The sequence below is a fragment of the Pseudorhizobium banfieldiae genome, from assembly GCF_000967425.1.
Taxonomy (GTDB): domain Bacteria; phylum Pseudomonadota; class Alphaproteobacteria; order Rhizobiales; family Rhizobiaceae; genus Neorhizobium; species Neorhizobium banfieldiae.
Map to the genome: position 1 here is coordinate 2,935,959 of NZ_FO082820.1, position 13,741 is coordinate 2,949,699.

General features: G+C 61.9%; 11 protein-coding genes and 1 pseudogene. 6 read left to right on the top strand and 6 right to left on the bottom strand.

Translation table 11 applies throughout. The features are described 5' to 3' along the window. Nucleotides 1-60 precede the first annotated feature (60 nt). Both NT26_RS14440 and speB read right to left on the bottom strand, forming a co-directional pair. Complete coding sequence (locus tag NT26_RS14440; protein ID WP_052639692.1) at nt 61-1,149, bottom strand: ABC transporter substrate-binding protein; 1,089 nt, start codon at nt 1,147-1,149, stop codon at nt 61-63. 71 nt (nt 1,150-1,220) lie between these two features. After that, nucleotides 1,221-2,279: an agmatinase gene (gene speB, locus NT26_RS14445; RefSeq protein ID WP_052639694.1), complete on the bottom strand. Its 1,059-nt coding sequence runs from the start codon at nt 2,277-2,279 to the stop codon at nt 1,221-1,223. Between the two features lie 143 nt (nt 2,280-2,422). Here speB and NT26_RS14450 point away from each other — a divergent pair, with 143 nt between their 5' ends. The 5 genes from NT26_RS14450 to NT26_RS14470 all read left to right on the top strand — a co-directional run bounded on the left by NT26_RS14450 (nt 2,423) and on the right by NT26_RS14470 (nt 7,539). Next, nucleotides 2,423-3,373 carry a LysR substrate-binding domain-containing protein gene (locus NT26_RS14450; protein ID WP_052639696.1) on the top strand — a complete coding sequence of 317 codons (951 nt, stop codon included), beginning with the start codon at nt 2,423-2,425 and terminating at the stop codon, nt 3,371-3,373. A gap of 208 nt (nt 3,374-3,581) precedes the next feature. Continuing rightward, complete coding sequence (locus tag NT26_RS14455; RefSeq protein WP_244467614.1) at nt 3,582-4,991, top strand: circularly permuted type 2 ATP-grasp protein; 1,410 nt, start codon at nt 3,582-3,584, stop codon at nt 4,989-4,991. A 30-nt stretch (nt 4,992-5,021) separates the two neighbouring features. Next, nucleotides 5,022-5,960, top strand: a complete 939-nt coding sequence (locus NT26_RS14460; protein ID WP_052639698.1) for an alpha-E domain-containing protein — start codon at nt 5,022-5,024, stop codon at nt 5,958-5,960. Nucleotides 5,961-5,968: 8 nt separating this feature from the next. Beyond that, the gene (locus tag NT26_RS14465; protein ID WP_052639700.1) at nt 5,969-6,763 is read left to right on the top strand and encodes a transglutaminase family protein; all 795 of its coding nucleotides are present in this window, start codon (nt 5,969-5,971) and stop codon (nt 6,761-6,763) included. Between the two features lie 47 nt (nt 6,764-6,810). After that, nucleotides 6,811-7,539 (top strand): proteasome-type protease, encoded by a 729-nt coding sequence (locus NT26_RS14470; RefSeq protein ID WP_052639702.1) that lies wholly within the window; start codon nt 6,811-6,813, stop codon nt 7,537-7,539. A gap of 37 nt (nt 7,540-7,576) precedes the next feature. On the opposite strand, the gene NT26_RS14475 is transcribed toward NT26_RS14470, so the two are convergent. Genes NT26_RS14475 through NT26_RS14490 form a run of 4 tightly spaced genes read right to left on the bottom strand, consistent with a single transcriptional unit; the run spans nt 7,577 to nt 12,848 of the window. Next, entirely contained in the window at nt 7,577-8,380 is an 804-nt protein-coding gene (locus NT26_RS14475) for a crotonase/enoyl-CoA hydratase family protein (RefSeq protein ID WP_052639704.1), read from the bottom strand. Continuing rightward, nucleotides 8,377-9,234, bottom strand: coding sequence for a hydroxymethylglutaryl-CoA lyase (locus NT26_RS14480; protein WP_052639706.1), 858 nt, complete (start codon nt 9,232-9,234; stop codon nt 8,377-8,379). The genes NT26_RS14475 and NT26_RS14480 overlap by 4 nt, the downstream gene beginning before the upstream one ends. Then, complete coding sequence (locus tag NT26_RS14485; RefSeq protein ID WP_052639709.1) at nt 9,227-11,230, bottom strand: acetyl-CoA carboxylase biotin carboxylase subunit; 2,004 nt, start codon at nt 11,228-11,230, stop codon at nt 9,227-9,229. Before NT26_RS14485 ends, NT26_RS14480 begins: the two co-directional genes overlap by 8 nt. A gap of 10 nt (nt 11,231-11,240) precedes the next feature. After that, nucleotides 11,241-12,848, bottom strand: coding sequence for a carboxyl transferase domain-containing protein (locus NT26_RS14490; RefSeq protein WP_052639712.1), 1,608 nt, complete (start codon nt 12,846-12,848; stop codon nt 11,241-11,243). A 419-nt stretch (nt 12,849-13,267) separates the two neighbouring features. Between NT26_RS14490 and NT26_RS23400 the strand changes: the two are divergent. Further along, nucleotides 13,268-13,732, top strand: a pseudogene (locus NT26_RS23400) (hypothetical protein); the annotation flags it as partial. Nucleotides 13,733-13,741 lie beyond the last annotated feature (9 nt).

Here is a 13,741-nt window from a genome sequence, read left to right on the forward strand (position 1 = left end):
AAGCCTCTTGTCTTTGAAGGGAAGCCACCCTCCCTGATGGGGAGGGTGGCCGTCGCAGGATCAGCCTGCAATCATCTCCGTCCACTTCTGGTTCAGGAAGTCGGATTTCTGCTGGTACATCTCGTAACGCGGAATGATCGGATCGATATCGGACGAGACTGCGTCGAATTCCTCGGCTGTCAGGTCGAGGAGATCGCGCTTGACCGTCGGAGACGTGCCGACCTTGCGCGACAGCGTCGCCTGGACGGCCGGCTGGCACATGTAATCGATAAAGATATGTGCCTCTTCGACCTTCTCGGAGGCGCGCGAGAGAGCCCAGCTTCCGGAATCGAGGATACCGCCCTCCTTCGGGAAGGTGGAACGCACGGGATGGCCGTCTGCAGCAGCAAGTCCCGTCACGTCATGATAGTACTGGCCCATCGGGATCTCGCCCGATTTCAGGGACTGCTCGAACTGCGCCTCGTCGCGATACCACAGCCGTACATTCGGCTTCACCTCTGCCAGCTTTTCGAAGGCCTGGAGTATCCCCTCCTCGGTTGCGAGGATATCGGTGCCGCCGAGATGCGTCTTCGCCGTCACCTCAAGCAGGAAGGAATTGGAGACGAGCGCAAGCAGGCCCAGCTTGTCGGCGTTTGCCGGATCCCACAGGGCAGCCCAGGAAGTGGGCGCTTCGGGATAGACGTCGATATTGGTGACGAGCGTGATATACCAGGACACGGCACCGATGCCGGCGACGCGACCATCAGGGTACTTGTTGATGAAGGTGTCGATGAGGCCGGAAGCGTTCCCGATCTTCGCCATGTCGAGCGGAGCCCAGAGCTCGGTCGATTGCCCCTTCAACAGAGCCACCTGCGACATCATCGAGACGTCCGCCGGCGCCTGGCCAGCGCGCGCCGCCTGCTCCAGCTGCACCAGCCAGGCCTCGCCCGTCGGCTCGGCAATGGATTCTATCGCAATGCCGGTAGCCTTGGTGAATTCTGGAAAAATGTTCTTGTCGAAGGAGTCCTTGAAGTAGCCCCCGTAGACGCCGACCTTCAGGGAACGGTCCTGAGCGCGCAGAATGGACGGCATTGCCAGCATCGACGCACCTGCCAGGCCGGCGCCAAGTACCGCGCGGCGGGTCGGCTGCATGTTGAAGATCTTACCCATGTCTTTCTCCTTTGTTTGCCGGCAGGTTCTGTGCCTGCGCAGCCAGTTCCCACTCTTGTCTTTAGTCTACGTCAGGGCTTGCCCGTCACGGAAGGGCTGAACACCATCAGGCTGAGAATTTCAAACAGCATCTGCGCGCCGGCCTGGGCCGTGTTGCTGGTTGGATCATACTGCGGCGCTACCTCCACCACATCGCCCCCGACAAGGTTCAACCCCTTCAGGCCGCGAATGAGTTCCAGGACTTCACGCGTCGTCAGGCCGCCGATCTCGGGAGTACCGGTTCCCGGAGCAAATCCCGGATCGAGGCTGTCGATGTCGAAGGACAGATAGGTCGGACCCTCGCCGACCACCGCCCGCGCCTTCTCGATGATAGCCGGTATCCCGAGTCCAGGCACCTCTTCTGCATGAATGACCGTCATGCCGGACGCGTAGGAAAACTCCCAGATATATTCCGCTGCACCACGAATGCCGATCTGGATCGTCCGAGTAGGATCCAGCACCCCGTCCAGCACCGCGTTTCTAAACGGGCCCGCATGATGGAACTTGCTGTGGTCGAAGGGGCCGCTCGTGTCGCAATGGGCGTCGATATGGATCATTCCCACCGGCGCGCGTCGACCCACTGCCTTCAGGATGGACTGGCTGATGGAGTGATCGCCGCCAACCGCGAGCGGCACCACGCCCGCATCGACGATCTGGGTGAAGCGCTTCTCGATGTCCTGGTGGCACATTTCAAGGTCGTAGCGACTGCGCAGCGACACGTCGCCGATATCCGCAACGCGAAGATCGAAGACCGGCGCCGTCTTCAGCACGTGATTATAGGGTCCAATCCGCTCGATCGCCCGCAAGGCGCGCGGCCCGAAACGCGATCCGGGCCGGTTCGTTACGCCCAGATCCATCGGCACGCCGGTAATGGCAACCTGCAAGTCATCGAATTCGGGATTTTCCGCATCCACCTGCATGAATGGAGCAGAAAGGAAGGTCGGGACGCCGGCATAGGGGGCGATCCTGCTCCCGCTCTTAGAGAAGATCTTTTCCGCGACCTTGAGGAAGTCCGGATCATAGAGATTGCCCCCGTGCCCGCTCCCGTATTTCTCCCGCAGGTCCTTCAGTTGTTTATCGTCCAGGGCCATAGATCCGACCGCTCCCATGTGCCTATTTTTGGTTCCAGCGAACGCGTCGCCTCTGTTTTCATCATTATCGGCAAAGAGCAGCTGGAAATGCAATTGACAATGTTCTAGCAGAAGCTGTGAGAAAAATTCACGTAGGAGACAAGATGAACGGCCGCCTGCCGCCGCTCAACCCGCTTCGCGCCTTCGAGGCAACGGCGCGCCTCGGCTCGGTATCGGCTGCCGCCCGGGAACTGCGGGTGACCCATGGCGCAGTGAGCCACCAGTTGAAAGCGCTGGAGGAGTCGCTGGACACCGCTCTCTTCGAACGCGGTGGGAAGCGCATGAAGCTCACGGCCGCGGGCGCCCTCCTGTTGCCGGCCGTCACCCAGGCCTTCAGCGGGATTGCCGCGGCAACGGCCCAGATGCAGCGGCCGGCGACGAGGGGAAGCCTCTCCATCACCTGCGTCCCGGCGCTCCTGTCGTTCTGGATCGTTCCGCGGCTGTCTTCGTTCACCGACCAGTATCCCGACCTGACCCTGAAGCTTGCGGCATCCAATGATCCTCGCCACCTTCATTCATCGGACGTGGATGTCTGCGTCCTCTACGGCGACGGCAACTGGCCGGATGCCTGGACACGGCTCTGGAGCAATCTGCAGCTCTTCCCGGTGGCTAGCCCAACCCTGCTCAACAGCCGCCCGCTCCGGTCGATGAGAGACCTGGAAGACCATGTTCTTCTGCATGGCGATACCGACGGCCGGGAATGGAACACGTGGCTGGCTGCAGCCGACGGGGCGGACATCCCCCGGCACCGACAACATTTCATGGGCGATGCACGCTTCTCCACTGAGGCAGCGCTCCAGGGACAGGGTGTCGCGCTCGGCGATACGATAACCGCGGCAAAACTCATCGCAGAAGGCGAACTCCTGGTTCCCTTTGATCTCAGCGTGCCGGCGAACGACGCATTCTATGTCGCCTGCCGCCAGGAAATGCGCGCCGCCCCCATCGTCCGCGTTTTTATCGATTGGCTTTTTGCGTCGCTCGAAGCAGACCGGCTGCCGGAGCCGTCCACACTCGGTCGAACTCTGCTGCGGAGCAAGGCGGGAGGCAGGACTTAAACGGGTGGCTATCACATTAGCCATTCGACGATGGCATCGAGAAGCCGCCGTCGCGGGCGAGTCTATCGGACCGACACTTGCCTCTCCCTTGATCACGTCGCGCACATAACCGAGGCAGCCCGCCCATTACTTCAGCAAGAAATACAGATTAGAAATTCTACTTGCAAATATCGATCAGGTCGCGACAAATACTCCCAGGGAGTACTTCGTGGATACATTCGACGAGATGCGTCTGGGCAACCAGATCAGGCCACCTTACAACGCCTATGCCAGTTGGTTCGAGCGGCAGGATGCCGAACGACTGAGGATAAAATCAGAGGACGCCGAGAAGGTTTTCCGACGCACCGGCATCACCTTTGCCGTTTATGGTGACCCCGAAGCCGCAGAAAGGCTGATCCCATTCGACATCGTGCCACGTATCCTGTCCGGCAAGGAGTGGCGGCTTCTGGTGCAAGGCATTGAGCAGAGGGTTCGCGCGCTCAACGCATTCCTTTACGACATCTACCACCGGCAAGAAATACTGAAAGCAGGGCGCATTCCGACCGATCTGATCGCCAGGAACAAGGCCTTCGTGCCGGAAATGATCGGCGTGCGACCGCCGGGCGGCGTCTACACCCACATCATCGGCGTGGACATCGTCCGTACTGGCGAAGATGAATTCTACGTGCTTGAAGACAATGCGCGCACCCCCTCGGGCGTCTCCTACATGCTGGAAAACCGGGAGACGATGATGCAGCTCTTTCCCGAGCTGTTCCAGAAGATCAAGGTCTTGCCCGTGGAAAACTACCCGCAGCTCCTGCGGGATTCGCTTGCCGCCGCCAGGCCAGACGGGTGCAAGGGCAGCCCGACGCTTGCGGTGCTGACACCCGGCAGCTTCAATTCCGCCTATTTCGAGCATGCTTTTCTTGCCGACCAGATGGGCGTCGAACTCGTGGAGGGGCAGGATCTGCGTGTTGTCGACGGCCGCGTCGCTATGCGGACCACCCAGGGATACAAGACGATCGACGTGCTCTACCGTCGGCTCGATGATGACTACCTGGACCCGCTGACATTCAAGCCGGATTCAATTCTCGGCGTTCCCGGCATCATGGATGTCTTCCGTGCCGGCAACGTGGCGATCGCCAATGCCCCCGGCACCAGCATTGCGGACGACAAGGCGATTTATTCCTACATGCCTGAAATCGTCGAGTTCTATACGGGCCGCAAGGCCATTCTTCGCAACGTCCCGACTTGGCGCTGTGCGGAGCCGGAGAGCCTCTCCTACGTCCTCGACAATCTCGAGGAACTCGTGGTCAAGGAGGTGCATGGATCAGGCGGCTACGGAATGCTCGTCGGGCCCGCCGCCACGAAGGAGGAGCGAGAGGCCTTTGCCACCAAGTTGAAAGCCTTCCCGTCCAACTACATTGCCCAGCCAACATTGGCGCTGTCGACCTGCCCTGTGCTGACGGAAAAGGGATTGGCGCCGCGCCACGTCGACCTGCGACCCTTCGTGCTGGTGTCGGACCAGATCAAGATCGTGCCTGGCGGGCTCACCCGCGTGGCCCTCAAGGAGGGGTCGCTCGTGGTCAACTCTTCTCAGGGAGGAGGAACCAAGGACACATGGGTGCTTGATGACTAGCTTTCCCAAGACGATGCGACGGGGCTGACCATGCTGCTGGGGCGCACCGCAAATGGTCTCTACTGGATGAGCCGCTATATAGAGCGGGCAGAGAACATGGCCCGACTGATCGACACCGGCCTCAGGCTAGCCTTGACGCAGACCTCTGCCGCCGCCGATGAATGGATGTCGGTGATGCGCAGCGCAGGCGTAAGCCAGGCATTCGATGAGAGCGTAGGATCTTATGACGCCGATGCGGTCATCGACTTCCTGTTGCGCGACCCGAAAAATCCCTCCAGCGTCATGACCTGCATGGAAAACGCCCGGCAGAACGGACGAATGGTCCGCACCGCACTTACCCGCGAGGTCTGGGAGAGTGTCAATGAAGCGTGGATGGCGCTTCGTCGCCTGCTGAGGCACCCGGTCGACGAGCGTGAACTGCCGCAGGTACTGGAGATCATCAAGCGCGAAACGGCGCTTATCCGGGGGTCGTTCCAAGGCACGATGCTGCGCAATGACATCTTCGACTTTGCCAGGCTTGGAACGATGATCGAAAGGGCTGACAACACGGCCCGCATCCTCGATGTGAAGTACTACGTCCTGCTTCCCTCCGTCCACTGGGTCGGGACGTCGCTCGACAATCACCAGTGGCACGCGATCCTTCGCTCCGTCTCCGCACAGCGTTCCTTCCGCTGGAGCTACGGCGACTACACGGCTGCGAATATCGCCGACTATCTGATTTTGAACCGTCGACTGCCGCGATCGCTGGCCTACTGCTATCTCGGCATCAACGAGGCGCTTGGCTTTCTCGCGGACGAGTACGACGTGCGGCATCCCTGTCATGACATTGCACAGGCGCAGTCGAAGAAGCTGCGGGGGCTTTCGATCGCGGATATCTTCGAGACTGGGCTCCACGAGTTCCTGTCGGACTTCATCAGGGCCAATGCGAGACTGGGCGACCAGATCATGACCGATTACCGCTTTCACTGAGGCCCGCCATGCTGCTCAGGATCACCCACAGCACCGAGTACCGCTACGACGCGCCGCTGACCTATTCGCTTCAGCGCCTTCGGTTGGTACCGCGATCCTCTGCGCTGCAGACCGTGATCGACTGGAATATTTCCATCGACGGCGCGAGGGTGGAAGTCACTTACGACGATTCTTTCGGCAACACGACTTGGCTGCTGAGTGTCGACGGAGAGCCACACAGCATCGCGATCCACGCCTCGGGCACCGTGGAGACGATCGACAATCACGGCATGCTTGGTAACCACCGTGGACTGGCGCCGCTGTGGTTGTTCAGGCAACCGACGGACCTCTCCCGGCCGGGACCAGCAACGGAGGCGGTCGTGGGTCTCGTTTCGGCTGGCAACGACCTCCAGCGACTTCACGAACTGATGCGACTGGTGAGGGAGCGGGTTGCTTATACGATCGGAGCTACAGACGCGGTGACCACGGCCGAAGAAGCACTCGCCAAGGGTCAGGGCGTCTGCCAGGACCATTCCCACGTCTTCATTGCAGCAGCCAGGCTCATGGGATTCCCTGCTCGGTATGTCAGCGGCTACCTGAACCTCGACGCGATCGATGCTCAAACGGCCACCCATGCCTGGGCTGAGGCGCATGTGGAAGGCTTGGGCTGGATCGGGTTTGACTGCTCCAACGGCATATCGCCAGATGAGCGATATGTTCGCATCGCCTGTGGCCGCGACTATCGGGATGCCATGCCGGTGATGGGGATCAGACTGGGCGAGGCTGAAGAACATCTTGCGGTTCGGCTCACGGTCGAGCAGTAATCGTCTCAAAGGCGAGTCACACACTCGCCGCCGGGAAGGCCAGCCTGATGACATATTGCGTAGGACTGAAGATAGGCAGCGGACTTGTTTTCATGTCCGATACCCGCACCAATGCGGGTGTCGACAATATCTCGACCTTCCGCAAGATGAAGGTCTGGGAGCGACCGGACGAACGCGTCATCGTGCTGTTATCTGCGGGCAACCTTGCCACCACCCAGGCAGTTGCAAGCCTTCTCGACGAACGCAGCAAGGCGCCGGAAGAACGCACACCTTCCATTCTGGCCACCCCGTCCATGTTTCAGACAGCCCGCCTCGTTGGCGATACGCTGAAGGAGGTGATCCGCCAGGCTGCAACCGGCGGCCAAAGCGCCGACGCGTTCGGTGCAAGCTTCATTCTCGGCGGCCAGATCCGCGGCGGTGAGCCGCGCCTCTTTCTCATCTATCCGGAAGGCAACTTCATAGAAGCCGGCCCCGACACTCCGTTCTTCCAGATCGGCGAGACGAAATACGGCAAGCCGATCCTCATTCGCGCTCACGAGATGGACCTGAGCTTCGAGGAAACGGCCAAGCTGCTCCTTGTCTCCTTCGATTCGACGGTGAAATCCAACCTCTCCGTCGGCCTGCCCCTCGACCTTCTCTGCTACCCCGCCGACAGCTTCAAGGTCGGGCATCAGAAACGCATCGAACAGGATGATCCTTGCTTTCGGGCAATCTCCGACGGATGGTCGCAAGCACTCAGATCAGCATTCAAGAGCCTACCAGACTTCGAGTTCTAGGCACATCTGTCGGCAGCGCAGCCGGGAAAAGGTACGGCTATAAAACGTCGTTCCCACCCGGAGCCCACGGTGCCGCCTTCTTCTCCAGGAACGCCATGATGCCTGCCCGCGCCTCCGGCCCTTCCCAGGTGTCGGCCAGGCGCCGGATGGTATCGTCGATCACGGTTTCATCGATGCGAGGCCCAAGGCTGCGGACCATTTTCTTGGCGGCCGCCACTGCACCGGGAGCAACCAGCAAATAGGGCTGGATCTCGGCTTCGACGGCATCATCAAGCTCGACGTTCGGCACGGCGCGGGCCACGATACCGAGTGCCGCGGCTTCATCAGCGTCGAAAAGCCGGGCCGACATGAAGACGCGACGCGCATTTCCCTCACCCATCCGCGCCACGACGTAGGGACCTATGGTGGCCGGGATCAGCCCAAGCCGCGTCTCCGTCAGTCCGAACCGCGTTGCAGTTTCCGCGATCGCCACGTCGCAGACGCAGGCAAGGCCCACCCCGCCCCCGAACGCCCCGCCATGGATGCGGCCGATCAGCGGCTTCGGCAAGGTGTTCAGCCCGTTCAGCATGAGCGCCAGCTTGCGCGCCTCACGCATGCGGGTTGCACGGTCCGCCTCGATCTGCGCCTTCATCCAGGTCAAGTCACCGCCCGCGCAGAAGACTTCACCGGCGCCGGTAAGGACAACGGCACGGACGGCTGGATCAGCGCCCAAGGTACCAGCCATCCGCGTCAGATCCTCGATCATCTGCGCCGACAGACTATTGCGCTTGTCGGGCCGGTTGAGGGTGACAGAGGCGACGCCTCGGTCGTCAACCCGCACGTCCAGCGTTTCGTAACTCATCCCACTGTCCTCAACTTGCGCGCAAACGCTGCTGCCTCGGCCAAGCGTTTGCGATCGATACCGGTGCCGAACCCCAGCGATTCGACGAGCTCGACCACCGCCTCGGTGGCGACATTGCCCTTGGCGCCGGGGGCATAGGGACATCCGCCGAGCCCGCCCGCCGAAGCGTCGAAGACGCGAAGCCCACGATCGAGACTGACGCGGATATTGTCCAGCGCTCGTCCTCCAGTGTCATGGTAATGCCCCGCCAGCCGATTGGCGGGGACAGAAGTCAGAACCGTATCGAGCATGCGAGCGACCGTATTCGGCGTTCCCGCCCCGATCGTATCCCCGAGACTGATTTCATGGCAGCCCATGGCGAGCAGCTTCGCCGCGACCTCCGCCACCTTCTCCGGATCGGTCGGACCGTCGAAAGGGCAATCCGTGACGCAGGATATGTAACCACGGAGCGGTACCGCTGCCGCGCGTGCAGCTTCAGCCACGGGGCCGAAGCGCTCGAGGCTCTCTGCAACCGAACAGTTGATGTTGGCACGGCTGAAGCCCTCGGAGGCCGAGGCGAAGATCGCAACCTCATCCACACCGGCCGCCTGCGCCGCCTCGAAGCCGCGAAGGTTGGGCGTCAATGCTGCATAGGAGACGCCCTTTCGGCGTTCGATGCTCGCCATAACATCGGCCGCATCCGCCATCTGCGGCACCCATTTCGGACTGACAAAGCTTGCCACCTCGATCCGGGTGAAGCCGCATGCGCTTAGCAGGTTTACGAGCCGGACCTTGTCGGCCGTCGCGATCATTGCCGGCTCGTTCTGCAGCCCGTCCCGCGGCGCCACCTCGAAGATCGTCACGTGTTCACTCATCCTGCGGCTCCAGCGCCAGCAGCAACGTCCCGTTGGTAACCTGCTCGCCCTCTGCCGCCAGGACTTCCGAGACAACTCCGTCGCGCGGTGCAAACAGGGTGTGTTCCATCTTCATCGCCTCAAGGACAAGCAGCGCCTCGCCTTTGGTGACGGATGCACCCGGCCTTCCGTAAACTGCCCTGACAAGTCCGGGCATGGGTGCGGTGATCGTGTCACCTGCGGCCTGCTCCTCATCCACCTCCGAAAGTGCATCAGCCAGGCCGAACGAGAAACTGCGCCCGCTGACAAACACAGAGACGCGATCGGCTTCACACACGATATCGGCATTGAACTGGTGGCCATCCACTTCCACCCGGACAGTGGGGCCGCCGAGACCCATCATGTTCAACGTCACGGTCTCCCCCATGACCGAGACAGTGAACCGCCCCTGGCCAAGGCTCGTTACCTGCGCCTCGATGCACCTGCCGCCGCTTTCCAGATGCACGAACTGCCGCGCAGCCGACCAGTGTCGCCAGCCTACGAGACTATCCCATGGATCGGAACCTTCCTCTGCACCCAGCAGGTTCAGGCCGCCGAGTGCCGCCAGTGCTAGAACCTGGAACGATGGCTCCGAGGCAGGCATCAGTTCGGCCATGTCGCGTGCGATGAGGCCGGTATCGACCTCGCCCCGGCGGAATCCTCCGTGTCGCGAGAGCGCCGCCAGTAACTCGACATTCGTGACCGAGCCGACAATCCGGCACTCCTCCAGCGCAGACGAAAGCATGTTCAGCGCTGCCGAGCGCGTGGGTCCATGAACAATGACCTTGGCGATCATTGGGTCATACCATGGGCTGATTTCATCCCCTTGCCGCACCCCGGCGTCGATGCGAACGGGACCCGCTTCGAATGCGCTTGCAGACGGGAAATGCAGGTGCTCGAGCCGGCCGGTCGCGGGAAGGAAGCCTTTGGGCACGTCTTCGGCATAGACCCGCGCTTCGAAGGCCCAGCCATCTACGGTAAGATCGTCCTGCCTTACCGGCAGCGGCTCACCTGCAGCGACCCGGAGCTGCAACTCGACGAAATCAAGTCCCGTGATCGCTTCGGAGACAGGATGCTCCACCTGCAGCCTTGTGTTCATCTCCATGAACCAGAAGCCGTCTTCCCGCAGCGGACCGGATCCGTCGACGATGAACTCCACAGTACCGGCGCCCGTGTAACCTATCGCTCTGGCGGCCTCGACTGCGGCCCTGCCCATTGCCTCGCGGACGCCTGCAGGCATGCCTGGCGCCGGGGCCTCCTCGATCACCTTCTGGTGGCGGCGCTGGAGCGAACAGTCTCGTTCGAAGAGATGGATGACATTGCCGTGGCCATCACCAAAGACCTGGATCTCGATATGGCGGGGATGCGTGATGTATTTCTCGATCAGACAGGTCGGGTCGCCAAAACTGGCCTGCCCTTCCCGCCGTGCGCCTGCCAGGGCGTCCATGAAGTCGGCGGGCTTCTCGACAAGGCGCATGCCCTTGCCGCCGCCCCCGGCGCGCGCCTTGATCAACACCGGATAGCCGATCTTGCCCGCCTCCGCTGCAAGAAAGTCTGGGTCCTGACTTTCGCCGTGATAACCGGGAACAACCGGAACGCCGGCTTCCGCCATCAGCGCCTTGGCCGCATCCTTCAGGCCCATGGCGCGGATCGCCGAGGCCGGAGGACCGATGAAAACGAGACCTGCCGCCTCGACTGCCTCGACGAAATCGGGGTTCTCCGACAGGAAGCCGTAGCCGGGATGGATGGCCTGCGCCCCGGTATGAAGCGCCGCCTCGATGATCTTCTGGCCCTGGAGATAGCTTTCGGCAACCGCCGCCGGCCCGATGCGCACGGCCTCGTCGGCCATCGCCACATGCTTCGCCCGCACGTCGGCATCGGAGTAGATGGCAACGGTCTTTATTCCCATGCGGGCAGCGGTTGTGATGACACGGCAAGCGATCTCGCCCCGGTTTGCGATCAGGATCTTCTGAAACATTGCCCTGCCCTCACATCCGGAACACGCCGAAGCGTGTGTCTTCGATGGGTGCGTTCAGAGCCGCCGACAGCGACAGCGCGAGAACCTCCCGTGTCTTCCGCGGATCCACGATGCCATCGTCCCAGAGCCTTGCCGAGGCATAGAGCGGATGCGACTGTCGCTCGAACATCTCGATTGTCGGCCGCTTGAATTCGGTCTCCTCCTCCGCCGACCAGGTCTTCCCCGATCGCTCCAGCGCTTCGCGCCTCACCGTCGCCAGAACACCCGCCGCCTGCTCGCCGCCCATCACTGAAATGCGCGAGTTAGGCCACGTCCACAGGAAGCGCGGGCTGTAGGCGCGGCCGCACATGCCGTAGTTGCCGGCTCCGAACGAGCCGCCGACCAGCATGGTGATCTTTGGGACCTTGGTGGTCGCGACGGCGGTAACAAGCTTGGCGCCGTCCTTCGCAATCCCGCCCGCCTCGTAACTGCGGCCGACCATGAACCCGGTAATGTTCTGCAGGAACACCAGCGGGATCTTCCGTTGCGAGCAAAGCTCGACGAAATGCGCGCCTTTCAGGGCACTCTCGGAAAACAGTACGCCGTTATTGGCGATGATCCCCACCGGCATTCCCATGACATGCGCAAATCCGCAGACCAGAGTGGTGCCGTAGCGGGCCTTGAACTCGTCGAAGCGGGAGCCGTCCACCACGCGGGCAATCACCTCTCGGATGTCGTAGGGCGTGCGCAGGTCGGCGGGAACGATACCAAGTATCTCCTCCGGGTCATATAGAGGAGCCTCCACCGGTGCGAGATCCAGTTGCCGGGGCTTTGTCAGGTTGAGGTTGGCGACTGCCCGCCGCGCCAGAGCGAGTGCATGGGCATCGTCCCGGGCAAGATAGTCCGCCACGCCCGACAGCCGGGTATGCACGTCGCCGCCGCCGAGATCCTCCGCCGATACGACCTCTCCCGTTGCAGCCTTGACCAGCGGCGGGCCCGCCAGGAAGATCGTGCCCTGCTCGCGGACGATGATGGTCACGTCCGACATAGCCGGCACATAGGCGCCACCTGCCGTACAGGATCCCATCACAACCGCGATCTGCGCGATGCCCTTGGCCGACATGTTGGCCTGATTGAAGAAGATGCGGCCGAAATGGTCGCGATCCGGGAAAACCTCGTCCTGCTGGGGCAGGTTCGCCCCGCCTGAATCAACGAGGTATACGCAGGGCAGGCAGTTCGCCTCGGCGATCTCCTGGGCGCGAAGATGTTTCTTGACGGTCATCGGGTAATAGGTACCGCCTTTGACGGTAGCATCGTTGCAGACGATCATCACCTCGCGGCCAGACACCCGACCGACGCCGGCCACCACCCCGGCTGACGGCGAGGCGCCATCGTAGAGACCATGCGCGGCGAACATCCCGATCTCAAGGAACGGTGATCCGGGATCAAGCAGCCTCGCCACGCGATCCCGCGGCAGGATCTTGCCGCGTGCCACGTGACGCTCCCGCGACTGCTGGCCGCCGCCATCAACGGCAAGCGCTGCAGCCTGATGGATCATTTCTATTGCGTCGTGGTGAGCCCTGACATTCGAAGTGAATGTTTCGGAACGGGTCGAGAGTGACGATGTCAATACTGCCATTCCGGACGCGGCTCCCTCGCTGGTGTCAAGACAGGCGCACGGGAAACGGCGCGGTCTCACGGTGAACTTACTCACCGCCTCGATTGCCGTCCACAGATGATGGCCGGTATGGTCGCCTCGACTGAGCCTCGTTGCGACATTGTTATCTGGGGAATGAGCTTCGAAGAAGTAGCTGTCATAAGCTCGATCATGAGTGGCGACGAAACTCGGCGGATGTCTTATCCGACGCTCCCTATAGCCAAAATTGCAATCACTTCGTCGGTCATGCGGTGCCTCTTGGGCCCGTGCGCACCGGCAAGACTTAGGTCGTATCGCCTGTACGACTGAAGCCTCAGGCGGGAACAGGGCTCCAGAGTGGATGTTCCGTCTGCAGCTTTGGCGAATATCGACCGAAGCATGGTAAACCCAGGAGGAACCCCATGAAACTTGTGACCCCACTTGCACTTGCGACGGCGCTGCTCGCCGGAACCGCTCTTTCAGCCTATGCCCAAACCAGCAGCACGGTCGGCACCGGCGGCACGAGCGCTGGCGGCGGGACGTCCAGCAGTACTGTCGGCACAGGCGGCAGCTCCGCTGGAAGCACGGATTGCGCTCCCGGGGCTACCGATTGCGACGCTGGCTCTGCCTCCACTCTTGGAACCGGAGGATCGTCGGCAGGAGGTGGCACGTCCAGCAGCTCGGTTGGCACGGGCGGTTCTGCGGCAGGCTCTGGTGACGGTGCCGGATCGGCGTCCACCCTCGGCACAGGCGGCACCTCTGCGGGAGGCGGTACGTCGAGCAGTTCTGTCGGCACAGGCGGTTCCGCGGCCGGATCCGGTGAGGGCGCTGGCTCTGCCTCGACCCTTGGCACTGGTGGAACCTCTGCTGGCGACGGCCAGTCGAGCAGCTCCGTC

Bases quoted from the DNA above. Each gene is read 5' to 3' on its own strand.
- NT26_RS14470 (WP_052639702.1), top strand. From the start codon at position 6,811: ATGACATATTGCGTAGGACTGAAGATAGGCAGCGGACTTGTTTTCATG.
- NT26_RS14475 (WP_052639704.1), bottom strand. From the start codon at position 8,380: ATGAGTTACGAAACGCTGGACGTGCGGGTTGACGACCGAGGCGTCGCC.
- NT26_RS14460 (WP_052639698.1), top strand. From the start codon at position 5,022: ATGCTGCTGGGGCGCACCGCAAATGGTCTCTACTGGATGAGCCGCTAT.
- speB (WP_052639694.1), bottom strand. From the start codon at position 2,279: ATGGCCCTGGACGATAAACAACTGAAGGACCTGCGGGAGAAATACGGG.
- NT26_RS14480 (WP_052639706.1), bottom strand. From the start codon at position 9,234: ATGAGTGAACACGTGACGATCTTCGAGGTGGCGCCGCGGGACGGGCTG.
- NT26_RS14490 (WP_052639712.1), bottom strand. From the start codon at position 12,848: ATGGCAGTATTGACATCGTCACTCTCGACCCGTTCCGAAACATTCACT.
- NT26_RS14450 (WP_052639696.1), top strand. From the start codon at position 2,423: ATGAACGGCCGCCTGCCGCCGCTCAACCCGCTTCGCGCCTTCGAGGCA.
- NT26_RS14440 (WP_052639692.1), bottom strand. From the start codon at position 1,149: ATGGGTAAGATCTTCAACATGCAGCCGACCCGCCGCGCGGTACTTGGC.
- NT26_RS14485 (WP_052639709.1), bottom strand. From the start codon at position 11,230: ATGTTTCAGAAGATCCTGATCGCAAACCGGGGCGAGATCGCTTGCCGT.
- NT26_RS14465 (WP_052639700.1), top strand. From the start codon at position 5,969: ATGCTGCTCAGGATCACCCACAGCACCGAGTACCGCTACGACGCGCCG.